Source organism: Francisella sp. 19S2-4, from assembly GCF_036281795.1.
Taxonomy (GTDB): Bacteria; Pseudomonadota; Gammaproteobacteria; order Francisellales; family Francisellaceae; genus Francisella.
Window position 1 is genome coordinate 27,559 of record NZ_JAWUZH010000012.1, and the last position, 23,572, is coordinate 51,130.

The window sequence follows — 23,572 nt, forward strand, 5'->3', positions numbered from 1 at the left end:
TTTTACCTTAATGTATAACTACCTGAGTTTTTTCCCAAACTCTTTTATTTGTATCTTTTTTCCATTCGCTTACAAGAATGCCTTCTTTTGTAATATTTTCAATTTGGCCATAATTTTGACCTATTAACTCACCCTGTTTTAGATAAATAGGTTTTTTTTCCTGAGGATTTTCAACAACTCCCCATTTTTGATTATTTTGATAAACAGTCCCTTCAAACTTAAAAGAATTTACTGGATATTGTTGAAGATTTGTAGGTTTAGCATCCATAATTTTTTGTAATTGTGGAGGAATAATTATTGGTTTTAGCTTAACAACTTCTTTATGTTGTTTTGGAGTTATCTTCTTTTTTTCAAAAGGTAAACTATGATTTATATCAAATAAATTTCTTATTTTTGAAAGCCTTTTAAAAGTTAATGTATCACCTTTATATTCAGGGATTTCTAATTTTTCTGAGCTTTTTATAGTACTCATTTTATTTGCTATTAATTGATCAATCTGTTTAACTCTAGACTCATAATTAGCAAAGCTTAAACTATATGTAGCTAGAAAAGTAAATACAATAAATACTAAAAAATTAAATCTAATCATTTGAACTAAGCCCCCACACCCTGACGTGAATAGGTCTGTAAATTTAATTCTATAAGCAACTTAGTATCAGACTCTTTTTTAATATTTATGTTTGTAATAACTGCAATATCTTTCATATCAATTAAAGCAACAAATAGCTTTATCATCTGAGGAAACGTTCCGCTTAGCTTAGCTTTAAAATTTAATGCATATAAATCTAAATATTTATTCTTTTCAACACCTGCTGGAGACAAATCTATCACAGTTACTCCAGAACTACTAATAGCCTCATTAAGAGTCGATAAAAATATTGGTACTGAGTGCTTTTCTGGAATACTGTACCTTTCTTCAGCATTATGATGTTCTAGTATTTTCACTTCATTTTGCAAAGCTACTAAGTCTTTTTGTTTTTTAACAAGGCTAGGAATTCTTGCTTCCATAGATTTAATCTGAGCCTGAGCTCTTTGCTCCTCTAACAATACAGGATTTACAAGCATCAAGTAAAAACAGAACATAAAAATAACAAGCACAATAAACATTATAGGAAGTCTAATCTTTAAAGGAGCATCTATAATTAGTTTTGAATACTTATTAGATAGAAAAAACTTTTCTACTTTTTCCTTCATCTAACACTATCTCCCTTAAATGCATTTTCTTCACCAAACTTAAACTCTAAAGCAAAACTTCTTTGGCCATTCTTCTCAGAACCTAGGCTTTTTAGTTCAACTTTTTTAACTCTAAATTCTGTTTCTAAATTCTTCATAAATACAGAAAGAAGTTTAAGATCCTTAACCTCTCCATTTAATATTAAAATATCAGAACTTGTAACATAGTTAATATTTGTTATATATAATTGTTCTGTAATAGCGCGTGATATTTTTTCTATACCAAGTAAAATATAGTATTGGCTTGCCTTAATATTTGCCAAATCTGAAGACTGATCAAGAAGCTTATCTCGCTGATCTTTTACTGTTTTATACTCCGAAGCTTGATTATTTAGTTTGGAAATTTGTGTTTGTAAATAGTTTTTCACTTTTATATCTTCATCACTTGACCATGAGAAGATTATAGATATTGAAAGCATTAAAACAAAAGCAACAACTCCCATAAATACAAAGTCTATTACCATGTATATTAATTGTTTTTTCCTCCAACGCCCTCTAATAAAATTTAGTTCTTTCATCTTATAAAGCCTCCCTCATAGCTATTGCTACAGGTACTACATAACGATATGGCTGTTCTATTTCTCCAAAATTATCATGGTTAATATTAATAAAAGGATTTAATACTTCACATTGTTTCTGAGATAGATCTCTAATTGATTCAAAAATACTCTCAAAATTTTGTTTAAGGCCATATACATATACTTTTGCATTATTAGCTTCATCAAAATAGTCAAAATCATTACCACTTATATCTAGAGACATAAAGTCCATAAATCTTAATAAAAGCTGAATAACCTCATCAATATAACTGACGTCTGACATTTTTGTATCAAAGATTTTTATTACCTCATAATTTCTAAAATCCCCTTTAGGAGAAAAACTACATATCGATAACTTATCTGCATACAAACCCAATAATACTATATCTCCCGAATTATTTGAGATTTCAGATAAAAAAAGATCATTCACAAAACTAGTTATAATAATTTTATCTAAAGTACATACTGATAAGGATTTTTTAGCTTTAGATGCTATATTACGTAATTGATTAACCTTATCAATATCAGATATATAATATACTGTTAAAAGACCTTTATTGTTAACATCATCTTCATAATCAAATGCAATTTGGGCATAGGTTTCTGGAAATTTTTTCTTTAAAAAATGCTCCACTATATAAAATAACACGCCTTGCTTCTCTATAATTTCTAAACCTTTCTTATCACATATAAGTTCTTCTTTTATAACATCTATGTCATTATAACTTGTAAATCCCAACTTCGTAAAATAACCTAATTTATTATTAGTAACTATATTACTTATTACCCCACCAACATAATCAGAGGTCAGCTGATCCTCAAAATATGCTTCTGGAGGAAAAATATCACTATCACAACTTAGTAATGAGTAGCTATCATGAGTTTTTTTAAGCTTCACAGCAGCTAGTGATGCTGTATCAAACTCAACACCTAAAACTGTTTTTTGCGCTTGTCTTCGTTTTTTCTCAAGTAATAAGGATATCATCTGGCTCTCTTTTCTTACCCATTTAACCTAAAAATTAGCTATCTTTAATCTAAAAACTAATATTTCTTAATATAAAATTTAATACGCTATTTATAGATATATATTGGCATTTATTTTATAATTAAATGCATGTTATGTAAACTATTCTTTCAAGGTTAAGGCTAATAAAACTATGCGTATAATACTTCTAGGAGCTCCTGGAGCAGGTAAAGGGACTCAAGCAAAAATAATTGAACAAAAATATAATATAGCTCATATTTCTACTGGAGATATGATTAGAGAAACTATTAAGTCAGGTAGTCAAATTGGAAATGAGTTAAAAAAAGTCTTAGATGCTGGTCAATTAGTTTCAGATGAATTCATTATAGAAATTGTCAAAGATAGAATATCTAAAGATGATTGTAAAAATGGCTTCTTATTAGACGGTGTACCTAGAACTATAGCTCAAGCAGAGCAATTAGATAAGCTTGGTATAAATATAGACTATATAGTTGAAGTTGATGTTGCCAATGAACTTCTTATAGAGAGAATTACAGGTCGAAGAGTTCATCCTGCATCAGGAAGGACTTATCATACTAAATTTAATCCGCCTAAAGTTGCTGATAAAGATGATATAACTGGAGAAGCATTAATAACTCGCACAGATGATAACGAAGACACTGTAAGAGAAAGACTTTCTGTATATCATCAACAAACAGCGAAATTAATTGATTTTTATAGAAACTTCTCCTCAAACAATACAAAAACTCCAAAATATATTAAAGTTAATGGTGATCAAGCTGTTGAAAAAGTATCTCAAGATATCTTTAATAATATTGACTAAATAGATTTATTTAGTAGTAGAACATTCTAAAAGTAATTCTATAAAAGAAATATATTTAACTTTTCCATAGTAGGATAAACCTATTTGACAACTTCTATTAAAACTAACACCTATCTCACAATCTGTTATTTGAGTATCTAATGAGTTGAGACTAGCCTTATTTAATTCAGGTGTCGTAAAACCTTTATCTCCAGCAAAGCCACAACAATATATTCTCTCAGGTATTACCACATCATTACAACACTTAGTTAAAGCATCAATATATTTCTGATCTAAATTCTGCTTTCTCGTTGAGCAATCTATATGTAGAGCAATTCTTTTAAATTTCTTTTCTAGGCTTAGCTTTTCTAAATTATCTAAAATTAGATTATTAATGTTTGATATTTTAAGATCTTGATCTTTAACAAAATTTGCACAAGAGCTATTGTCAGTTATAACATGTTTATAACTATTAAAATCTATACTATTTTTTAAGAAATCTTGTGTTTCTTTTTGCTGAGTGTAGTTTGCTTGTGAATGATACATTTGCCCACAACATTGCTTATTTACATTATTTGGATAGCTAATATCAAAACCAAGCTTTTCTAAAATCATTTGACTAGGATATTTAGCATAATCTTGCTCACTAGCAAAAATTCTATTTGGACACGCAGGTAAAAGAAGAACTTTTTCTTTTTTATTAAGAACATGAGAATCATTAAATTTAGATTTTTGTACTCTAGGCATTGTTTCTAAATATATTGGTATAGATTTAAATCTGTTATGAAGATTTTGTGTTAAATTTTGTAAATTACTTCTACCAATGACACTACCTGCCATATTACCTATTTTAACTTTCTGTTTTGCTATATTTATTTCTCTAGCATGATTAACTATCTTATCTACTTTTGCTTTTTTACTAAGAATAAATGCCCCTGTATCTATATCCACTGGACAACGAGTCTTACATAAACTAGTTGTTGCACATGTTTCGATACCATAATAATTAAAATCCTTAACCCATCTCTGTTTTGTACTATCATCTAGGGTTTGAATTTTTCTAGCAACAGTATTTCTTTGTCTTGGTGTTAAACTTAAATTTCTTGATGGGCATACAGGCTCACAAAAACCACATTCCATACATTTATCTATTTGAGTATCAACACTATTTAGCTCTTTAAGATTTTTTAAATGTAAACTATTATCATTTGTAAGCTTAACATCTGGATTTAAAATATTTGCTGGATCAAATAATTTTTTAATTTGCCACATAATATCCCAACATTTCTTACCCCACTCAACTATGGCAAATGGAGAAATATTTCTACCACTGCCATGTTCTGCTTTTAAAGAACCATTATATTTTTTAGCAACCAAGTGTGTAAGTTCATGCATAAACTGATCGTATTCTAGAACCTCTTTTTCATTATTGAAATTGGGAGTCAAAACAAAGTGAATATTTCCAGCTAATACATGTCCAAAAATAGCGGCGTTTGAGTAATTGTATTTATTCAATAATTCTTTAACATCTGTAATAAGATTCGGTAAATCTAAAATATTTACAGCAATATCTTCAATTAAAACGCTACTTCCATTAGGTCTTTGTCCTGCGATTGTCGGTAGTACACCACTTCTTGCTTTCCATAAAATTTGCATTTCAGATTCATCTTTTCTAAATCCTACTTGATGGTATATACTAGTATCTTGTATACATTTATTTACAAGTTCTAATCTATTATTTAAATCTTCCTCAGCATCTTCCGCTAACTCTACCATTATTGCAGCAATATTTGGATTTTCTAGAGGAATCAAAAAAGGTTTCAGTTCTGCCACATTTGATACAGACTTTAAAGATAAATAATCAAGCAACTCTACAGATGATGGTGAAAAAGGTTCTAATTTCGTTGTTAATTTTATTAAATCCTCCAAATCTCCATATATTAGATTTAAAGCTTTATACTTATACTCTGGGACTGTATTTAATGTGACATTACTTACAAAACCTAAAGTACCTTCAGAACCTATTATAAGCCGTTCAATAATCTTTATAGGATCTTTAAAATCAAGAAAAGCATTCAAGCTATAGCCACTAGTATTTTTAATAGCAAATTTCTTAGTTATAAAATCAACCAACTCTGGATTATTTACTAGCTGTTGTTTAATTTCTAAAATTGAATCAATAAACTCTTTATGAGTAGTTTTAAAATTGATAATACTAGTTTGATCTGATGTATCAAGAATACTACCATCTGCAAAAACAACTCGCATAGATTCTAACGTTGCATATGAGTTTTTAGCAGTTCCACAACACATTCCACTCGAGTTATTTGCTATAATACCACCAATTTTAGCTGTATTAATTGATCCAGGATCTGGTCCTATCTTTCTATCATAGATTTTAAGATATTTATTTGCTTCAGCACCAATAATACTTGGTTGTAATTTAATTTTCTTACCATTATCAGAAATTTCATAATCTAACCAAGAGTCAGAAGCTAATACAACCAATACCTCATCAGTTACAGCTTGACCAGATAGACTAGTCCCAGCAGCTCTAAAAGTAAGTTTAATGTCATATTGATTCGCAACTCTTATAAGCTCAACTACCTCTTGCTCATTTTTCACAAATAATACAAGCTTAGGAACCATTCTATAAAGGCTAGCATCTGTAGAATATGCATATCTTAGAAGCTCATTTTCTATTATTTGAGTGCTATTTAAAAAGCTATTAATTTTAGATTTAAATTCCTGTAACATCAGAAAATATATATTGGAAATATCTTAATTTAGAAGTATACACAATAGAACGATAAAGATTAATTATTTTAATTAAATAAAAGATATCTTGCTAAATCTCTAATATCATTTTGGTCATTAAAATTAGACTTATGAAACCATATCTTTAACTTTTTATTTGAGCCTTGCTGGATAACATATAAATATATCCAGTCATTTATAATTATATGTCTTCTTATTAGCCAAAAGTCACTTAATTTATTATCAATAATAAACTTCAAACTATTATCATCTAACTCAGGTAAAACAATAGCATCTATAGATCGTTTATTATCTTTAAATTCAAAAAATATTGAACCTAGAATAAACAATAATCCTAAATACTTAATATTACTGCCACTAAAATAAACTATCAAAATAAAGCTAGCTGAAAATATTAAGCATCCATAAAATATAGTTCGATACTTTCGCGACTTATTAATAATAAGTTTTTGCATAATTTACATAAGGTCATAACCAAGTGATTTTAATGCTCTATCATCATCAGACCAACCACTTTTAACTTTAACATGTGTTTTAAGGTTAACTTTCATATCTACTAGACGTTCAATATCTATACGTGAATCTGTACCAATCTTTTTAAGTTTAGCTCCCTTTGCTCCTATAACAATACCTTTTTGACTATCTCGTTCAACCAAGATACTTGCATAAATATCAACAATATTTTTTTCATGATCTACCTTATAGCTATCAATCTCAACAGCTATTTGATACGGAACTTCATTACCTATTGTACGCATTATCTTTTCACGAATAATTTCCGAAACTAAAAATTTGATACTTCTATCAGTTACTTGATCATCTTCGTAAAAGAAATACTCTGACTCAGGCAAAAGCTTTTCTATTCTTGACTCCAGCTCATTTACATTATGACCTTGCTTAGCAGATACATAAATCACATCATAGAAACTTAATTTTTCTTTAACAGACTCAATAAACATCGATGCTTCTAAAGATTTCTTTTTATCAACTTTGTTAACTACAAGAAATATTGGTATTTCTGAGTACTTTAACTTTTCAACTATATTATCTTCAAGCTCAGTCCACTTACCCATTTCTACTACAAATAAAATTACATCAACATCTTTCACCATAGTTGTTGCCGCTTTATTCATAAATCTATTAATAGCTTTTGGCTCTTTAGTATGAATTCCAGGAGTATCTACATATATAAACTGAGTGTCACCAATAGTTTTGACTCCCGTAATTTGGTGTCTTGTAGTTTGAGGTTTGCGAGAAGTGATACTAACCTTATATTTAAGGATATTATTTAGTAAAGTAGATTTACCAACATTTGGCCTACCAATTATTGAAATGTAACCACACTTTTTCATATAAGAATTTTAGAAAGCAATAATAATACGATTTTAACAGTAATTAATTGATGTGTCGAAACTATTTATAATATTTAAATAGATATATAGATTTAGAAGTATAAGAGTATTAATTTTAAAAGTAATTATTTGGAAATATGTCTATCAACAAATTTAGCTAGCCGATCCATTGCTTTTTCTAACTCAGACATCTCATTTGCGCAACTAATTCTTGCAAAGCCTGACAAGCCAAATGCTGTACCTGGCATCATAGCAACATATTCCTCTTTTAGCAAAGCACTACATAATTCAATATCACTATTAAAATTAGTATGTTTAATTAGATTTCTAAGATCTGGAAATAAATAAAAAGTACCATCTGCACTTTTAACATCTATATAAGGCATATCTTTTAAACATTTTGAAACAAATTGCTCTTTTTGCTGATAAGACTCTGCAAAGTATAACAAATCTTCAGCTGGCATGTTCATAGCAGTAATTGCTGCATACTGAGATATTGAACAAGCACACGTAGCAGATTGAGATTGGAATTTCTTTATAGCATCATTCAAAATCTTAGGAGCAATTGTAAAGCCTACTCTCCACCCTGTCATAGCAAAGTTCTTTGATACTCCACTAGCAATTACATATCTATCTGCTAAATCTGGAGCTACTTCTGTAATTAATGTAATTCTATCTTTAAAGAATAATTGATCGTATATATCATCACCAATAATCCAAATATTTGGATATTTTCTTAAAAGTTTAGCTAAATCTTCAATACATTTTTTTGAATAAATCAGACCAGTTGGATTATTTGGAGAATTAATAATTACAGCTTTAGTTTTATCTGTAATATGTTTTTCTAAATCTGCCACATCAATTTCAAAATCATTTTCAAACTTAGTTTCAATAGCTACAGGTTTAGCTCCTGTTAAAGCAATCATATCAGGATAAGATACCCAATATGGTGCAAAGAAAATTGCCTCATCACCTTCTTCTAAAATACAATTAAAAATATTATGTAAACTGTGCTTAGCTCCTGATGTCACACATACCTGATCTGCAGCAAAACTAACACCATACTCTCTTTTGTAACGTGTTACTATTGCTTCTCTTAGTTCTTTTAAACCATCAACATTAGTGTATTTTGTAACATTCTTATTAATAGCTTCAATACCTGCTTGCTTAACAATATCAGGCGTATTAAAACCAGGTTCTCCAATAGCCAGAGAGACTACGTCATTACCATCATCTTTAATTTGTTTAGCTAATGCAGCCATTGCATTAGTTGGTGAAACTGAAACATTTTGAATCTTCTTATTTAGCGATGCCATTTTTGTTCCTTATAACTTTTCTACTTTAAATTTATTTTCTTTAATTTCAACACAAGTATAATTATCTATATATGTATACAAGTCAGATTTAACTAAAGGCTCTGACAATACTACAAAACCATTTTTTAGTTTATTTTTCTTTTTTATTTCAAGAGTATCTATAATGTCATTATAACTTATATAGTATAATGATGGCTTATCTCCAATGGTAGAGATTTTTAGAGAATATGAGGTTTCTCCATTTGAATATGCAATACTAGCTTTAACTTTTTCTTCTAAACCATTTCTTGCTTGGATTTTCAAAATCTGATCAACAGATTTCATTATAGCTGCCTTTGGATCATTTTCTAAATCATTTGATAATGCCAATAAAAACATTGCCTCTGAATCTGTAGATCCAAATCTTGCCTTAAAATACATAGGCTTAATTAATTGCTCAATCTCTTGACGAATATCATCAAAATCACCTATTGAGCCATTATGTACAAACATATGTCTTTCAAACCTAAAAGGATGACAGTTTAAGCGAGATGTTGGTGCAATAGTACTAGCTCTAACATGAGCCATAAAATTTCTACTCTTTATATGCTTTGATAGAGATATTAGATTTTGATTATTCCAAGCTGGCAGTGGATCTCTATATATCCCTGGCTCTTTATGTAAACTTGTATACCAGCCAACCCCAAAACCATCACCATTAACAGGCACAGCTCCTTGAGATGAATGTATACTTTGATGCATTAATGAATTTTCTGGATCTACTAAAAGATCACTCATTTTTATCTTATCGCCATGATACATAATCCATCTACACATAAAATATTACTCCTTAGTTTTCCAATGAGATGTCCCTCTCAGGTATATAGGGAATACCTCTTGTGTTAGTTTTCCTTGAGATTTTTGTTTAGTATATAAATCAGAAACATATCCAACAATATTACCAACATCTAATTTAAAATCATCATTTTGAATATTTAATTCTGCAATTGAATCACCAACTAATCTATAACCCTCATGCAAGTATTGAGAATATTCTTCTAGTTTATGAACGTTTTCAGAAATAATCTTATCTTCTTGTATATTATATAGACCAAGATAAAAATCTCCCATTCTAGCATCAAGGATAACTGCTATTTTTTCTAAGTTACCTTTTGTACTTTTTGCAATTGTAAACATACTTGAAAAACCAATAATTGGAATATCTAATCCAACTGCAAAACCCTGACAAACAGCAGCAGCAAGTCGAACTCCAACAAAGCTTCCTGGACCTACCCCATAAGCAATAAAATCTAATGATTTTTTATCAACATTTGCTTTTTCAAAAACACCTTTTATCATTTCTAAAAGGTATTTATTATGTTGTCGAGGTATTTCTCTTGTATCATTATAAATGATACCATTCACAGATAAAGCAACTGAACAATATCTACTTGATGTATCTAATACTAAAAAATTCATATTTTAACCAATAACTTGTTTAACTTGATAATTCTTATCTAAGACAACGAACTCTGCATCGAATCCTACTTTAATATGACCTTTTTTTAATCCCAATGATTTTGCTTGGTTTGTGCTACTCATTTTAACGGCATCATGCAAAGTACAACTTGTAAACTTTATCACATTTTCTAGGGCTTTATTCATAGTTAAGACACTACCTGCAAGCACTCCATTTTCCAATCTTGCTTGACCATTTTTTACTATTACTTTTTGTCCACCAAGTTCAAAAATACCTTCTCCAGCATTTTGTGCTGACATTGCATCAGTAATTAAAGCAATATTATTTGAACCTTTTATCTCATATGTGAATTTAACCATATCAGGATGTAAATGTATGCCATCTACAATTAATTCTGCTAAAACTTTTTTAGACATCAATAGTGCCGTAGCAGCTCCTGGATTTCTATGCTCAATTGGACTCATTGCATTAAATAAATGGGTTGCATGAGTACAGCCATTTTCTATAGCATCAAGAGCTTGAGCCATTGTACAATTAGTATGTCCTATAGAGCTTACTATGTTTTTACTATTACAAAACTCAATTACTTTATTAGCATTTTTTATTTCAGGGGCTATCGTTATTTTTTTTATCAAATTATCACAAGCTGTATGCCAATTTGCTAACTTATTAACATCTGCTTCCTGAAGGTAGTTTGGGTTTTGAGCTCCTATCTTACCTGGAGATATAAATGGCCCTTCTAAATGAACTCCAACTATTTTTGCACTATCATTATAAGATCTATTATTGAATGACTTAATTGCATCCATAGATTTTAGAATCTGCTCATTTGGAGCTGTCATTGTTGTTGCGAGATAGCTTGTAACACCTTGCTTATAAATTGATTTTGAAATCAATTCAAGAGCATCAACATCACCATCCATTACATCAGCACCTTTTGATCCATGAATATGGATATCAATAAATCCAGGTAGAACAAAATCATCTGATGTCAGATTAATAACTGGTAAATTAAATTCTGTAACTTTTACTTGCTTAACTACAGCATGAATAACATTATTTTTAACTACTATATCTTTATTTTCAAAACCTTCATCAGAATAAATTCTAGCATCTTTTAAAATATAGCTTTGCATATATACCCCCTAATAGGTAAAATCTTGGTTTATATTAACTAAATTTATTATTTTTATCTACAATGTTACATTGGTTTCCTGGGCATATGCATAAAGCTACTAAAGAGTTTCGCAAGAAAATGCCCTCTATTGATATTGCTATAGAAATTGTTGATGCTCGTATTCCAGACTCTAGTAGTAATCAAGTTCTAGAACAAATAGTTGGTGATAAGCCTATTATAAAAATACTTTCAAAGAATGATCTTGCAGATTCTAAAATCACTAAAGAATGGCTTAATTACTACAATGGTAATGCTATTGCTGTAAATACCTTACGGGATAAAAATATTGTTAAAAAAATCATAGATCTTGCACAGAAGAAATGTCCTAATAGAGGCACAGTTTTAAAACCAATTAGAGCTATTATTTTTGGTCTACCTAATGTTGGTAAATCTACTATGATAAATAAATTAGCAGGCAGAAAAGTTGCAAAAACTGGGAATGAACCTGCTGTAACAAAGCTTCAGCAACGCATTGATATAAGTAAAAGCTTCATGATCTTTGATACTCCAGGGATTATGTTTCCTAGTCCCAAAAGTGAAGCTAGTGGTTTTAGGATCGCAAGTATAGGTTCTATTCGTGATACAGCTATGGATTATGAAGCTACCGCATGCTACTTATTAGATTTTCTTAAAGAAAAAAACACTAAGAATTTCTTAGTCCGCTATAATTTCTTAAATCAGAAAGATTTTCTAGAAAAACATCCTCAAGAGATAATTAAAGATATCTCAGGAATAAAGACTAATTTTAATATTAAACAAGCTGCTAAAAATATAGTTCATGATTTTAGAGCTGGACATTTTGGTAAGATTTCTTTAGAAGATCCTGAAACTATACAAGCTGAGAAAGAACAAATGTTAATAGATAAAAGTAAACAAAATACTCCCTCTGAAGAATAGTTTATATTTATACTAAATTTTAATTTAATCATTACACTTTTATATATATAAAATACCTAAATTTCTTAAATATAAGATAAAGCTGTTATATAATTTACAGTAATATTTTATTAGAAACTCATATATCAATGTCTGAACAAGATAACATGCCTGAAGCTTCTGAAGAAACTAAACCAATAGTCTCAAAAAAGAAAAGAATTATTAAAGTCTTAATAGGGATTGTGGTAGTTGGTGCCTGTGCTATAGGGGTTAATAGCTATATAGACTATACTCACCAAACTTTTTTAGAAGCTCATTCTAAAGCCATATCTGATATCAAAAATAAAAATTCAAAAGGTTATGAAGCTGCTTTTGAAATATTAAAAGAACTTGCTGATGATAATAAAGCTACAGATTTAGATTATTATTATCTTGGATACTTATATCAGTATGGCCTAGGAACACAAAAAAACTACTCAAATGCATATAAATATTATAAAAAATCTAATACATCTCAAGCATTTAATCAAATAGCAATTTTATATAGGTATGGAGAAGGTGTTAATAAAGATGACCAGAAATCCATTGAATATTTCAAAAAGTCATATGATGCTGGTAATAAAAAAGCCATTTTAGGTTTAGCTGAACTTCTTGAGACGAATCCTAGATTAATATCAACAACTGATCCAAAACTTCTATATCAAATATATTTGGCATATGACTCTAATAAAATAACTGCAAAAGAGCCAAATACTAAAGACAAATATCTAGCAGCTGCTGTAACTAAAAAATATGAGCCTGCAATGATAGATCAAGCTATAATGTTTGAAAAAGCAAAAAATCATAAAGAAGCATTAATACTATGGCAATCTTTACTTTATAGCTCTGATCGTAAAGTAGCAGATCTTGCTCAAAAAGAAATTGATAAGTCTGAAGATCTATTAAGAAAACAACGTCAAAAAGCTTTAGGGGAAAAAGAGAAAGCTGAGACTCAGGGAAAACAACTTGACCCCTCTATTCTCTCTAAACAAAAACTTAAAAACTTAGATGGTTTAATATATATCAACTTATTAAATACTGATAAAAATAAACTACAAGAATTTTATAAAAATATATCTGACATAGAAATTGAAAATGATTGGATAATTAACTCTAAAAACACTGAGTTTAATTATATAAATAAATTTTTAGAAATCTCTAAATTTAAAAATAATAATTCATCTTTAAATACAAACTTAGGTGATAAAGATAGTAATAATAGATATGCGGGTTTAAGATATTACTTCTATAATAATAAAAATGAATTTATACAAAACTTGATTGATAGTATTACAAAGAATAAGCCAAAACAATCAACTCTAACAACACCAACAAAATTAGATAACAATAATTCTGTAGTCTTTGATAATTTGTCAACTAAAAATAACCAAAAAACACAACAACAAAATACTACTATAAACTCAAATAATACTAAAACAATAAAAGAGCAGGATAAACAATCTCAACAAGCAGCAAATCCAAATAAAGAGATTCAATTGACACCTAAAGAAAAGGTTCAAAGAATGCAGGTCTTTGCACAAAAAGGAGACTATAAAGCACTTTATAATCTTGAGCATGCTGCACAAAAAGGAGACGTTTATGCAATATACTATACAGGTATATACTACTATAATCTTAAAGATTATGAAAAAGCTATAGAGTATTTCAAAGAAGCTGCTAATAAAAACTACGGCCCTGCATATTATGAGCTAGGAAATATGTATTATGATGAACAAGAAAATGGCGTATCTTTTAATAAAGAAAAAGCTATGATGTACTATAAAAAGGCTGCAGATCTAGGAGTTACAAATGCTGAACAGCTATTAATGCTTATGAACTAATAAATTATTCTACTCCAAAACTATTCATATACACCATCTTTCCAATGTTTGCGACATACTGAGACATATCTAGTATCTATTTCTTTTAATGAATCATCATCTACAACTATAGGATTACCCTCTTTTATAGCTTTACTATTTTGCACCATCATATTAAAGCTAGCTTTCTTACCACAATGACATATTGTCTTAACCTCTTCTAATGTATCTGCTATAGCTAGTAATAAAGCAGCTGTTTCAAAAGGCTGTCCTAAATAATTAGTACGTAAACCATAACAAATTACTGGAATATTTAAATCATCAACAATTTCTGATAATTGCCAAATCTGATTAGGTTTAAAAAAATGAATTTCATCTATTAGTATGCAATCAATAGAAACTTCTTGATTATATTTTTTAACAAAATCATAAATATTATCATAATCTGTCAAAGAGTAAGCATCTTGATCAATGCCTATTCGTGATTTAACTTTATTTAACCCTGCTCTTTTATCAACTGCAGAAGTTAAAATTAATGCTTTTCTTCCACGATCTTCATAGTTATATGCAACCTTCAAAAGATCTAAAGTTTTTCCAGCATCCATTGATGAATACCTAAAATATAATTTTGCCACGCTAAATTCCTTATTTATTGCCAACTACCATACATTGGATTTGGCAGAATAAAATATTTAGAGCCAAACTCTTTGTATGCCTTTGAATCTGCAACTTGCATGTTCTTTTGCTGCAAATTAGGGAAGTCTTGAATATTATCACCGAAATAAGCTATAACCTTATGAGCAGGTAGTTCATTTGTTAGAATTATATCTTTGTTATACTCACCTGTTTTTACAGCATTAAACCTTGGATTCTTATTAAATTGCTCTTTACCATCCTTTTCGTTTGAAAAAAGAACTTGATCAAAGTAAATATGTTGCTGTTTTAGATTTCTAACAGTTGCATCAAACTCTTTTTTATCATTACCGCCTCTATTAGTAACAAAGCTCACATAACCTCCCAGCTCATGGATTAAATGAGTAAATTTAGCTGCTCCAGGAGTAGCTATGGCATCTGCTTGATTATACATACTTTCTTTAAACTTATAATCTTTATAGTTCTTATACTCATTTGCATAGCTATCTAATGCAGTTTCATCTATATCTAATATGACACCCCAAGTGTCTTTTTTAAGATTATCTTTTTTGACTTCATGCTTTATTTTTTGACTTGCCACATTATATGCTTGATAATATAGTGCTTTTTTTTCAGCTGAAACATGATACCACTTAACACCATCAACATTAGGATTACAACCTACAGCAAATACAGAGCTTGAAGCTCCAACAACTAAAAACAATGCTAAATTTACTTTTTTTAATATCATAATTTCTCCTAAATCTAAACTTTCCTAATTATATTAATACCATGGCGGATAGGTAAAACTAATGTTTCTAAATCATTTCTTTGATTTACATATTTATTAAATTCATCAAGAGCCTTAGCGCGCTTATCCTGTGGATCTAAGACTTCTGCTCTCCATAGAATATCATCCACGATAATTATACCGTTATCAGATATTTTACTTATTAGAGTATCAAAGTAACTTTGAGTTTGCTTTTTATCAGCATCAATAAATACTATATCAATATTATCAGGTAAATTTGGTAATATATCTATCGCATTTCCTTCAAGATATTTTATATTTGGATATTTGGATATAAATTCTTTTGCTACTTTCTCACCTGATTGATTAGGCCTATCAATAGTATATACATCAATATCAGCTGAAATTTCAGCCATTGCTATAGCTGACATTCCTGTAAATGTACCAACATCAACACATATTTTAGCTTTACTAGCAAATACAAAGAACTGAAGTAATTTAGTCACTATCTTTTCAGATAACATTTGAGCTCCATGAACTTGCTCTTTCGTCTGAGAACTTAGCTGATTAAGATCTGTCGATAATTCACTAGTATGATCAAGACAGTATTGCCAAATATCATCTTGAGTAAATTGATTCTGCTTCATCATATAGATGCTTTTTATAAAAACTTTTAGTATTTTGCATTAATGCAAATAATTAGTCTAGCCTCAAAAAGTGCTTTTATTTTATTTTTATGATAGAATTTGTGCGCATTTTACTATAAATAAACTTCTCTCATATTTTAATAATGAGAAATAACTAAAATTAAAGGTTTTAATAAATGAAAGAACAAAAAAAGGTTTTTATAAAAACTTTAGGCTGTCAAATGAATGAATATGATTCTGCTAGAATGCATGAAGTTCTAGATGAACATTTCCATACAGTAAAGACAGATGATTACAAAGATGCTGATATCATTTTAATCAATACATGTTCTATTAGAGAAAAAGCTCAAGAAAAAGTATTTCATGAGTTAGGAAGATGGAAAAATCTTAAAAAAACTAAAGAAGATCTAGTTATAGGCGTAGGCGGTTGTGTTGCTTCTCAAGAAGGTGAAAACATTATTAAAAGAGCACCTTTTGTTGATCTGGTTTTTGGTCCACAGACTATTCATAGACTTCCAGAAATGATCAAACAAAAAAGACAAACTCAACAGTCTCAAGTTGACATATCATTTCCAGAGGTTGAGAAATTTGACTATTTGCCTGAGCCAAAAGCTGAAGGAGCTAAAGCATTTGTTTCTATTATGGAAGGATGTGATAAATATTGTTCTTACTGTGTAGTTCCTTACACAAGAGGGCCTGAGGTAAATAGACCATTTGAAGATGTATTAGCTGAATGTGCTATATTAGCAGAACAAGGTGTTAAAGAGATCACACTATTAGGACAAAATGTAAACCATTATTTAGGCCCAATGGAAAATGGTCAAATAGCTGATTTAGCCTTATTAATACATTTTATCGCTGAAATAGATGGTGTTGAGAGAATTAGATTTACAACATCTCACCCTGTTGAATTTTCACAAAATTTGATTGATGCTTATGGTAGTGTTCCAGAGTTAGCAAATCATCTACATCTGCCTGTACAACATGGCTCGGATAGGATTCTTACAAATATGAAGAGAAACCACACTATCTTAGAATTCAAACAAAAAATTAGAAAGCTAAGAGCTATCCGTCCAGATATTACAATATCTTCTGACTTTATTGTTGGTTTCCCTGGTGAGACAGAGGAAGACTTCCAGAAGCTTCTTGATCTAGTAAAAGATGTTAACTTTGATCAATCTTTTAGCTTTATATATAGTAAGCGTCCAGGTACTCCAGCTTCTGATCTACCTGATGATACTCCTATGGAAGTTAAAAAAGATAGACTAAAAAGATTACAAGACCTATTAAATAGTAATGCTCAAATTATCTCTAGACAAATGGTTGATACAAAGCAGCGTATATTGGTTGAGGGAACATCTAAAAAAGATGAAAATGTTTTAGCAGGTAGAACTGAAAATAATAGAATTGTTAACTTTAAAGGTGATAAATCTTTGATTGGTCAGTTTACTACAGTTACAATAACAGAAAGCCTACCAAATTCTCTAAGAGGAGAGCTTGTTTAATATATGAATAAAACTCAATTTGTTTTAGAGCCTTACAATTATGATTCCATGATGCAACTTTGTGGCAATCTTGATGAAAATATTCGTGCTATCGAAAACTATTTTAATGTTGAAATCAAACACCGTGCTGATGAGTTTGAAATATCAAGTGATTCAAGTGCTAATAATACTCAAGCAAAAAGATTTATTAAATCATGTTATGCTGAGATTTTAGCAGGCAATAGCGAGTTAGATCTAGAGCAAATAACAACCATTCTAAATGCAACGGCAAAAGAGAAAACCTCTCAAGCAAAATCTAAAAAGAAATTAGAAGAAGCTGAAGTTCAACTTAGAAGTAAAAAACTTAAAGCCCGCACTCATAATCAAGCAATATATCTTGATAATATTAAAAATAACTTTGTAACTTTTGGAGTTGGTCCAGCAGGTACTGGTAAGACATATATGGCTATAGCTTGTGCGGTATCTGCGTATGAAAAAGGTGAAGTTAGAAGAATTGTACTTGTACGCCCTGCTGTTGAAGCTGGTGAAAAACTTGGATTCTTACCAGGTGATCTTGCACAAAAGATAGATCCATACTTACGTCCAATGTATGATGCCTTATTTGATTTTATGGGCGTTGAAAAAGTTACAAAACTAATTGAGAAACAAGCTATTGAGATTGCACCATTAGCATATATGCGTGGTAGAACAATTAATGACTCTTTCATAGTGCTTGATGAAAGTCAGAACACTACTAAAGAGCAAATGAAGATGTTTCTAACAAGAATTGGTTTTAATACTACAGCTGTTATAACAGGTGATATTACTCAAGTTGATTTACCTAAAAATGTAACATCTGGCTTAAGGCATGCTTTATCAATTCTTGATAATATTGATGGTATAGCGATTACTTATCTAAAATCAGTAGATATTGTTCGCCATCAAATAGTTCAAAAAATTGTTAATGCTTATGATAAGTATGAGAATAAAGATTAGATAAAACACTTATTTAAATAACATTATTATTGCAATAACTCCCAATAATACAGGTAATAACGAATCTATTATCAACCATCTCCAATTCTGGAGTTTATTAAAATATTTAAACCAATTATCAAACCTTTTTAATGAAACTTCTAACCTTGGATTTTCCAGTAAGCAATAAAAGTTATCATAAGAACTTTTAAGACTAGTTATCTCATATTTTATTTTATTAATATCTTCTAAAGTAATTTTGCAGTTAGGGTCTTCTAATTTTTTTTCAAGTTTATTTAAGTTTTTTTGAAAATCTTTAGGTAGAATAAATCTTTGTTGAATCCAATTATATAAGGTAGATTGCCTAGGATCATTATGATGATCCTTACAATCATGTCCACCATCGGCATAAGTTCCTGACTGATATGGAGAAAATATTAATCTAGTTCCTGTAAGACGGATTTTCCATTCTGTAAACTTTTCATAAAAAGTAATTATATAAATTATTAAAAAATAAGATACAAGAATAAATAAAGTTAAATCAAATATTTGATTAGATAACCCTGATATTTTTATCCCAATAAATGATGAATCACTACTTACATTTAGCTTAAACCACTTGAATATAATTGTTATAAAGCTAAATGCTAAAAGTTTAGTTCTAATTTTATTATCTTTTTCATCATATAAACATTCAAAGGGAGTTCCAAGAATAGTTTCTACTTCTTTTAAATTATCTTCTTTATTGTTTGTCATAGACTATATCTTCTCTTAAGCTTTTGTAGCTCTTTCTATATTTAAAGTCTGGATAAATATGATTATTTTACCTATATTATTAAAAGTTAAACATAAAATAAGTCTTAACCATTTACTAAAAGTTGTAATTTGTAAGATTATGTATCACAATTTCAACAATGAATTACCTTTACTATAACATGAGGGGACATAAAAAATATGTTATCTTCATAACGTATTTTTTGCTTTCTGTCTATATAATATATCAATGTATAGGATATTATTCTTGTTTATGATATTCTAGGAATCTAACTCGTAACTTCTGAATTAGAATGAATTAATATTTCAGAAGATCTTAGATTTACTATAAGTATTTTATTTATCTAAGAAATAATATAAAGGACTAAAACATATACTAAAAAGTATAAAGAGAAAAATATAGGAATGGATAATTTAACTCTAAATATAATCAATGATGATGAACACCCCATACCGGGTAAAGATCTTCTAATCAAATGCTTTAAACTTGTTGCAGATAAACATAATATTGATCAAGCTGAAGTAAATGTAAGTATTATTTCAAATGATGAAATTCAACAAATAAATAAACAGTTTCGTAACAAAGATAAACCTACGAATATAATATCTTTTGAATTTGAAAAACCAGAGGGTTTACCAGATCATATAGTAGATGATTTCTTAGGAGATATTGTTATAGCTCCAAAAGTACTAGAACAAGAAGCAAAAGAGCAGAATAAAGCTTTAGAAAATCATTGGCAACATATATTTATACATGGCTTATTGCATCTATTAGGATATGATCATCTAAATGACCAAGAAGCCGAGGAAATGGAAAGTTTAGAAATAGAATTATTAGCCAAGCTAGGAATAGATAATCCATATTTTATACAAGAGAACTAATCAATGTCAGAAAACAACCTTTTCATAAAAAGAATTGCATCAAGCATATTTAATATTAAAAGTGAAAATGCACTTATAGATGCTATTAATAAAGCAGCAGATAATGAAGTAATTGATAAAACTTCTCAAAATATGCTTATTGGTGCAATGAAAATATCATCATTAGATGTTGGTGATATCATGATCTCGCATACTAAAATAGTTGCTGTAGATATGTCTATGTCTATTAAGGAAATTCTAAAAAAAACTATAAACTCTAGTCATACACGTTTGCCTGTATACTGTGAAGATAAATCTGAAGTTCTAGGAATATTACACTCAAAAGACTTATTAAAATTAATTTTTGAAAAAGAAGTAGAATCTTCAGAAGATGAAGAGTTAAAAGTAGAAGATATCAAAAATATTCTTCGTCCAGCTATTTTCATACCAGAAACAAAAAAACTAAACTCTATGTTAAAAGATTTTAAAAATAGTCAAAATCATATAGCTATAGTAGTTGATGAATATGGAGCTATTTCTGGTTTAATTACAATAGAAGATGTCTTAGAAGAAATTGTTGGTGACATTGAGGATGAGTTTGATACAACTAGTGAAAATATTGTAAAAATTGCTAGTAATAAATTTGTAATTGATGCTACAACATCTATAGAAGATTTTAATGAATATTTTAATACATCAATAGATGATGATAATGACTATGACACTATAGCTGGTATGATTATCCAAACTCTAGAATGCCTACCTCAAAAAGGTGATAGCATTGTTGTTGATGGATTAAAATTCACAATACAAGAAGCTGATAATCGTAAAATTATTAAAGTTTTAATCGAAAATTTAAAGAATAATGAAAAGTAGTATATTTAAAGCAATAATCACAATCTTAAGTGGTGCTCTGTTAACGCTAGCATTTGCACCTTTCCGTATAGATATATTAGCGATAATATCTTTAGTAATATTTTTCTATATATTAAATAATTCTAAAAAAATTCGAGGAGCTTTTCTTACTTCTATTTTATTTGGAATTGGTTTTTTTGGAACTAGTATATCTTGGGTTTATATAAGTATTCATCTATTTACTCAATCTGTAGCAGCAGGCTTAGCAGCAGCTGTTGCTCTAGTTATTCTTTTAAACTTTTTGCATATTATTCCCTTTGGAACTTTTAGTTATATACTAACTAGAAAGGCAAATAATTTTACTAAAGTACTAATATACCCTGCACTTTGGACTCTTTTTGAAATAGTTAAAGCAAACTTGCTATGGGGCGGATTCCCTTGGGTTTCATTAGGATACTCACAAACAGAATCTCCTTTAATATGGTTTGCAAATATTGGTGGTGTTTACTTAGTTAGCTATATCATTGCTTTTATTGCTTGTTTAATCACTTTTTATATCTGTAACAAAAGTAATAGCAAAAAGGTCATTTCATCTATAGTTGTTATTGCTATTTTATATATATGTGGGTTTGCTATTCAACACAATCAACCTTTAGTAAAAACGAATCAAACACAAAAAGTTGATTTAGTTCAAGGTGACTTTATCCAAGGTTTTAAATGGGATCAAGATAACTTTGTAAGAATGCAGCAATATTACGAAACCGTTGCTAAAGAACATAAAAATGCTTTGATTATATTTTCAGAAAATGCAATTCCTAGCTATAGACAATATTTAAGCTCCTATTTTGATAATCTTGCCAAAATAGCTAATAAAAATAATAGTGCTTTACTAATTGGTTCCTTAAGCATAGAACAATCAAAAGATTCTTCTAAAATATACAATAGCTCTATTATAATTGGTAAAGGTCATGGAGTTTATAATAAACATCATCTTGTACCTTTTGGTGAGTATTTCCCAATTAAGTTTTTCGGCTATGTTGATAGTGCTGGTCTTAGTAATTTTAATGCTGGACAAGAAATTCAACCGATAATGAATGCTTTTGGCTATCCTTTAGCTAATTTCATATGCTATGAAGTAGGTTACCCTGAACAAGTAAGAGATCAACTACAAGGAGCAAAACTAATATCTGTAATTAGTGATGATTCATGGTTTGGCGATTCTATAGCCCGTGAACAGCAACTACAAATATCTCAAGTAAGAGCCATTGAAAATTCTAAGTTTGTTTTAACAACAACAAGTAATGGTATAACATCTGTTATAAACTCAAAAGGAAAAATAGAAAAAGAACTACCTAAAGATACTCGAGGAATATTAGAAAAAACCATATATTTGAATAGTCATGAAACCATATGGATGCAGATAGGTATGAACCTTATCTTTGGTCTTATAATACTTAGCTTAATTATTGGTGTAATCTTAAAAGAAATAACACAAAAAAGAAAAAATTCTATTCTTAAATAAAGAATTTCATAGGAGTATCAAATGAAAAGTAAGATATTTTTAATTAACATTTTTAGTCTTATTTTTAATTGCTCTTTTGCATCTGATATATATGAAAATAACGATAACGGAGTACCCTCTTTTTCTAACACTCCAACTAAAAACTCTAAAAAAATAGATCTTGGTAATATAAATGTAATTAATGAGCCTTCAAGTCCTGATAAGGTTACAATACAAAATAATATTAACATTTCAAATCAGAGTAATAATAACAGTCAATTAGAAGACAATTACTATCCAAGTTACTGTTCCGAATACTATAATAATTATTACTCCTCCTATAGTTATGTTCCATATATGTGTGAATATTTCTTTCATAGACATGATTATCAACTTGATAATGTTGCTAAGAGAAAGTCGTATAGTATGAATAAAGAAACAAACTATTATGTTCACCAAAATATGAATTCTAATAGAAGTATTCAAATGTCAGACCCAATGGGTATGGGTATGAGAATGGCTGGAGGAAGAAGGTAAATAACTTAATTTACTTTAAGTATTTTTTTGTTAACTTTTTTTCAATTTCAATCAAAATAAATGTTAAAAAGCCTATTATAATAATCCTAACCCACATCATAAGAAAGACTGTTGAATAAATCTTTCAATTTCTATGAATAGGAATATTTTTGCTATTTTTAGTAAAAACTTAGCCTTA

The 23,572-nt window shown here is 29.1% G+C and carries 24 protein-coding genes; 9 read left to right on the plus strand and 15 right to left on the minus strand.

Going from position 1 to position 23,572, the window contains the following annotated elements; genetic code table 11:
* Positions 1–7: 7 nt before the first annotated feature.
* From R8535_RS04060 to R8535_RS04075, 4 genes are read right to left on the minus strand one after another with little or no spacing between them, the layout of a single operon-like run.
* Entirely contained in the window at positions 8–589 is a 582-nt protein-coding gene (locus tag R8535_RS04060) for a pilus assembly protein PilP (RefSeq protein ID WP_329496824.1), read from the minus strand.
* A gap of 5 nt (positions 590–594) precedes the next feature.
* Positions 595–1,194, minus strand: coding sequence for a type 4a pilus biogenesis protein PilO (gene pilO, locus R8535_RS04065; RefSeq protein ID WP_329496822.1), 600 nt, complete (start codon positions 1,192–1,194; stop codon positions 595–597).
* Positions 1,191–1,751, minus strand: coding sequence for a PilN domain-containing protein (locus R8535_RS04070; RefSeq protein ID WP_329496821.1), 561 nt, complete (start codon positions 1,749–1,751; stop codon positions 1,191–1,193). Before R8535_RS04070 ends, pilO begins: the two co-directional genes overlap by 4 nt.
* 1 nt (position 1,752) lies before the next feature.
* Positions 1,753–2,757, minus strand: coding sequence for a type IV pili (locus R8535_RS04075; protein ID WP_329496819.1), 1,005 nt, complete (start codon positions 2,755–2,757; stop codon positions 1,753–1,755).
* A 172-nt stretch (positions 2,758–2,929) separates the two neighbouring features.
* Here R8535_RS04075 and adk point away from each other — a divergent pair, with 172 nt between their 5' ends.
* Positions 2,930–3,580 (plus strand): adenylate kinase, encoded by a 651-nt coding sequence (gene adk / locus R8535_RS04080; RefSeq protein ID WP_329496817.1) that lies wholly within the window; start codon positions 2,930–2,932, stop codon positions 3,578–3,580.
* Between the two features lie 6 nt (positions 3,581–3,586).
* Here adk and R8535_RS04085 read toward each other — a convergent pair whose 3' ends face one another.
* From R8535_RS04085 to nagA, 7 genes are all read right to left on the minus strand, one after another.
* Entirely contained in the window at positions 3,587–6,316 is a 2,730-nt protein-coding gene (locus R8535_RS04085) for an FAD-binding and (Fe-S)-binding domain-containing protein (RefSeq protein ID WP_329496815.1), read from the minus strand.
* A 68-nt stretch (positions 6,317–6,384) separates the two neighbouring features.
* Positions 6,385–6,792, minus strand: coding sequence for a hypothetical protein (locus R8535_RS04090; RefSeq protein WP_329496814.1), 408 nt, complete (start codon positions 6,790–6,792; stop codon positions 6,385–6,387).
* A 3-nt stretch (positions 6,793–6,795) separates the two neighbouring features.
* A complete protein-coding gene (gene era, locus R8535_RS04095; RefSeq protein WP_329496812.1) occupies positions 6,796–7,689 on the minus strand; it encodes a GTPase Era in 894 nt (297 codons plus the stop codon).
* Between the two features lie 125 nt (positions 7,690–7,814).
* Positions 7,815–9,005: a pyridoxal phosphate-dependent aminotransferase gene (locus tag R8535_RS04100; protein WP_329496810.1), complete on the minus strand. Its 1,191-nt coding sequence runs from the start codon at positions 9,003–9,005 to the stop codon at positions 7,815–7,817.
* Positions 9,006–9,014: 9 nt separating this feature from the next.
* Positions 9,015–9,821, minus strand: a complete 807-nt coding sequence (locus tag R8535_RS04105) for a class II glutamine amidotransferase (protein WP_329496808.1) — start codon at positions 9,819–9,821, stop codon at positions 9,015–9,017.
* 6 nt (positions 9,822–9,827) lie between these two features.
* Positions 9,828–10,463 carry a tRNA (adenosine(37)-N6)-threonylcarbamoyltransferase complex dimerization subunit type 1 TsaB gene (gene tsaB / locus R8535_RS04110; RefSeq protein ID WP_329496806.1) on the minus strand — a complete coding sequence of 212 codons (636 nt, stop codon included), beginning with the start codon at positions 10,461–10,463 and terminating at the stop codon, positions 9,828–9,830.
* A gap of 3 nt (positions 10,464–10,466) precedes the next feature.
* Complete coding sequence (nagA, locus tag R8535_RS04115) at positions 10,467–11,600, minus strand: N-acetylglucosamine-6-phosphate deacetylase (protein ID WP_329496804.1); 1,134 nt, start codon at positions 11,598–11,600, stop codon at positions 10,467–10,469.
* A gap of 62 nt (positions 11,601–11,662) precedes the next feature.
* Here nagA and ylqF point away from each other — a divergent pair, with 62 nt between their 5' ends.
* Together ylqF and R8535_RS04125 are read left to right on the plus strand one after the other, a co-directional pair.
* Positions 11,663–12,538 carry a ribosome biogenesis GTPase YlqF gene (gene ylqF, locus R8535_RS04120; RefSeq protein ID WP_329496802.1) on the plus strand — a complete coding sequence of 292 codons (876 nt, stop codon included), beginning with the start codon at positions 11,663–11,665 and terminating at the stop codon, positions 12,536–12,538.
* Positions 12,539–12,666: 128 nt separating this feature from the next.
* Positions 12,667–14,397: a tetratricopeptide repeat protein gene (locus R8535_RS04125; protein WP_329496800.1), complete on the plus strand. Its 1,731-nt coding sequence runs from the start codon at positions 12,667–12,669 to the stop codon at positions 14,395–14,397.
* A gap of 20 nt (positions 14,398–14,417) precedes the next feature.
* Here R8535_RS04125 and R8535_RS04130 read toward each other — a convergent pair whose 3' ends face one another.
* From R8535_RS04130 to R8535_RS04140, 3 genes are read right to left on the minus strand one after another with little or no spacing between them, the layout of a single operon-like run.
* A complete protein-coding gene (locus R8535_RS04130; RefSeq protein WP_329496798.1) occupies positions 14,418–15,011 on the minus strand; it encodes a thymidine kinase in 594 nt (197 codons plus the stop codon).
* A 14-nt stretch (positions 15,012–15,025) separates the two neighbouring features.
* On the minus strand, positions 15,026–15,760 hold the full coding sequence (locus tag R8535_RS04135) for an HAD family acid phosphatase (RefSeq protein ID WP_329496797.1): 735 nt from the start codon (positions 15,758–15,760) through the stop codon (positions 15,026–15,028).
* Between the two features lie 14 nt (positions 15,761–15,774).
* The gene (locus R8535_RS04140) at positions 15,775–16,407 is read right to left on the minus strand and encodes an O-methyltransferase (protein WP_329496865.1); all 633 of its coding nucleotides are present in this window, start codon (positions 16,405–16,407) and stop codon (positions 15,775–15,777) included.
* 176 nt (positions 16,408–16,583) lie between these two features.
* Between R8535_RS04140 and miaB the strand changes: the two genes are divergently transcribed.
* The gene (gene miaB / locus R8535_RS04145) at positions 16,584–17,912 is read left to right on the plus strand and encodes a tRNA (N6-isopentenyl adenosine(37)-C2)-methylthiotransferase MiaB (RefSeq protein WP_329496795.1); all 1,329 of its coding nucleotides are present in this window, start codon (positions 16,584–16,586) and stop codon (positions 17,910–17,912) included.
* Positions 17,913–17,915: 3 nt separating this feature from the next.
* Positions 17,916–18,887 carry a PhoH family protein gene (locus R8535_RS04150; protein ID WP_329496793.1) on the plus strand — a complete coding sequence of 324 codons (972 nt, stop codon included), beginning with the start codon at positions 17,916–17,918 and terminating at the stop codon, positions 18,885–18,887.
* A gap of 9 nt (positions 18,888–18,896) precedes the next feature.
* Here R8535_RS04150 and R8535_RS04155 read toward each other — a convergent pair whose 3' ends face one another.
* Positions 18,897–19,622, minus strand: coding sequence for a hypothetical protein (locus R8535_RS04155; protein WP_329496791.1), 726 nt, complete (start codon positions 19,620–19,622; stop codon positions 18,897–18,899).
* A 423-nt stretch (positions 19,623–20,045) separates the two neighbouring features.
* Between R8535_RS04155 and ybeY the strand changes: the two genes are divergently transcribed.
* Genes ybeY through R8535_RS04175 form a run of 4 tightly spaced genes read left to right on the plus strand, consistent with a single transcriptional unit; the run spans position 20,046 to position 23,394 of the window.
* Positions 20,046–20,522: an rRNA maturation RNase YbeY gene (ybeY, locus tag R8535_RS04160; protein WP_329496789.1), complete on the plus strand. Its 477-nt coding sequence runs from the start codon at positions 20,046–20,048 to the stop codon at positions 20,520–20,522.
* Between the two features lie 3 nt (positions 20,523–20,525).
* Positions 20,526–21,377: an HlyC/CorC family transporter gene (locus R8535_RS04165; RefSeq protein ID WP_329496787.1), complete on the plus strand. Its 852-nt coding sequence runs from the start codon at positions 20,526–20,528 to the stop codon at positions 21,375–21,377.
* On the plus strand, positions 21,367–22,878 hold the full coding sequence (gene lnt / locus R8535_RS04170) for an apolipoprotein N-acyltransferase (protein ID WP_329496785.1): 1,512 nt from the start codon (positions 21,367–21,369) through the stop codon (positions 22,876–22,878). The genes R8535_RS04165 and lnt overlap by 11 nt, the downstream gene beginning before the upstream one ends.
* A 21-nt stretch (positions 22,879–22,899) precedes the next feature.
* Positions 22,900–23,394 (plus strand): hypothetical protein, encoded by a 495-nt coding sequence (locus R8535_RS04175; RefSeq protein ID WP_329496783.1) that lies wholly within the window; start codon positions 22,900–22,902, stop codon positions 23,392–23,394.
* Positions 23,395–23,572 lie beyond the last annotated feature (178 nt).

Coding starts and splice junctions, on each gene's coding strand:
- R8535_RS04085 (WP_329496815.1), bottom strand. CDS start 6,316: ATGTTACAGGAATTTAAATCTAAAATTAATAGCTTTTTAAATAGCACT.
- miaB (WP_329496795.1), top strand. CDS start 16,584: ATGAAAGAACAAAAAAAGGTTTTTATAAAAACTTTAGGCTGTCAAATG.
- pilO (WP_329496822.1), bottom strand. CDS start 1,194: ATGAAGGAAAAAGTAGAAAAGTTTTTTCTATCTAATAAGTATTCAAAA.
- R8535_RS04135 (WP_329496797.1), bottom strand. CDS start 15,760: ATGATATTAAAAAAAGTAAATTTAGCATTGTTTTTAGTTGTTGGAGCT.
- R8535_RS04165 (WP_329496787.1), top strand. CDS start 20,526: ATGTCAGAAAACAACCTTTTCATAAAAAGAATTGCATCAAGCATATTT.
- lnt (WP_329496785.1), top strand. CDS start 21,367: ATGAAAAGTAGTATATTTAAAGCAATAATCACAATCTTAAGTGGTGCT.
- R8535_RS04150 (WP_329496793.1), top strand. CDS start 17,916: ATGAATAAAACTCAATTTGTTTTAGAGCCTTACAATTATGATTCCATG.
- R8535_RS04155 (WP_329496791.1), bottom strand. CDS start 19,622: ATGACAAACAATAAAGAAGATAATTTAAAAGAAGTAGAAACTATTCTT.
- tsaB (WP_329496806.1), bottom strand. CDS start 10,463: ATGAATTTTTTAGTATTAGATACATCAAGTAGATATTGTTCAGTTGCT.
- ybeY (WP_329496789.1), top strand. CDS start 20,046: ATGGATAATTTAACTCTAAATATAATCAATGATGATGAACACCCCATA.
- R8535_RS04105 (WP_329496808.1), bottom strand. CDS start 9,821: ATGTGTAGATGGATTATGTATCATGGCGATAAGATAAAAATGAGTGAT.
- R8535_RS04075 (WP_329496819.1), bottom strand. CDS start 2,757: ATGATATCCTTATTACTTGAGAAAAAACGAAGACAAGCGCAAAAAACA.
- R8535_RS04070 (WP_329496821.1), bottom strand. CDS start 1,751: ATGAAAGAACTAAATTTTATTAGAGGGCGTTGGAGGAAAAAACAATTA.
- era (WP_329496812.1), bottom strand. CDS start 7,689: ATGAAAAAGTGTGGTTACATTTCAATAATTGGTAGGCCAAATGTTGGT.
- R8535_RS04060 (WP_329496824.1), bottom strand. CDS start 589: ATGATTAGATTTAATTTTTTAGTATTTATTGTATTTACTTTTCTAGCT.
- R8535_RS04140 (WP_329496865.1), bottom strand. CDS start 16,407: ATGAAGCAGAATCAATTTACTCAAGATGATATTTGGCAATACTGTCTT.
- R8535_RS04175 (WP_329496783.1), top strand. CDS start 22,900: ATGAAAAGTAAGATATTTTTAATTAACATTTTTAGTCTTATTTTTAAT.
- ylqF (WP_329496802.1), top strand. CDS start 11,663: ATGTTACATTGGTTTCCTGGGCATATGCATAAAGCTACTAAAGAGTTT.
- nagA (WP_329496804.1), bottom strand. CDS start 11,600: ATGCAAAGCTATATTTTAAAAGATGCTAGAATTTATTCTGATGAAGGT.
- R8535_RS04125 (WP_329496800.1), top strand. CDS start 12,667: ATGTCTGAACAAGATAACATGCCTGAAGCTTCTGAAGAAACTAAACCA.
- R8535_RS04090 (WP_329496814.1), bottom strand. CDS start 6,792: ATGCAAAAACTTATTATTAATAAGTCGCGAAAGTATCGAACTATATTT.
- adk (WP_329496817.1), top strand. CDS start 2,930: ATGCGTATAATACTTCTAGGAGCTCCTGGAGCAGGTAAAGGGACTCAA.
- R8535_RS04100 (WP_329496810.1), bottom strand. CDS start 9,005: ATGGCATCGCTAAATAAGAAGATTCAAAATGTTTCAGTTTCACCAACT.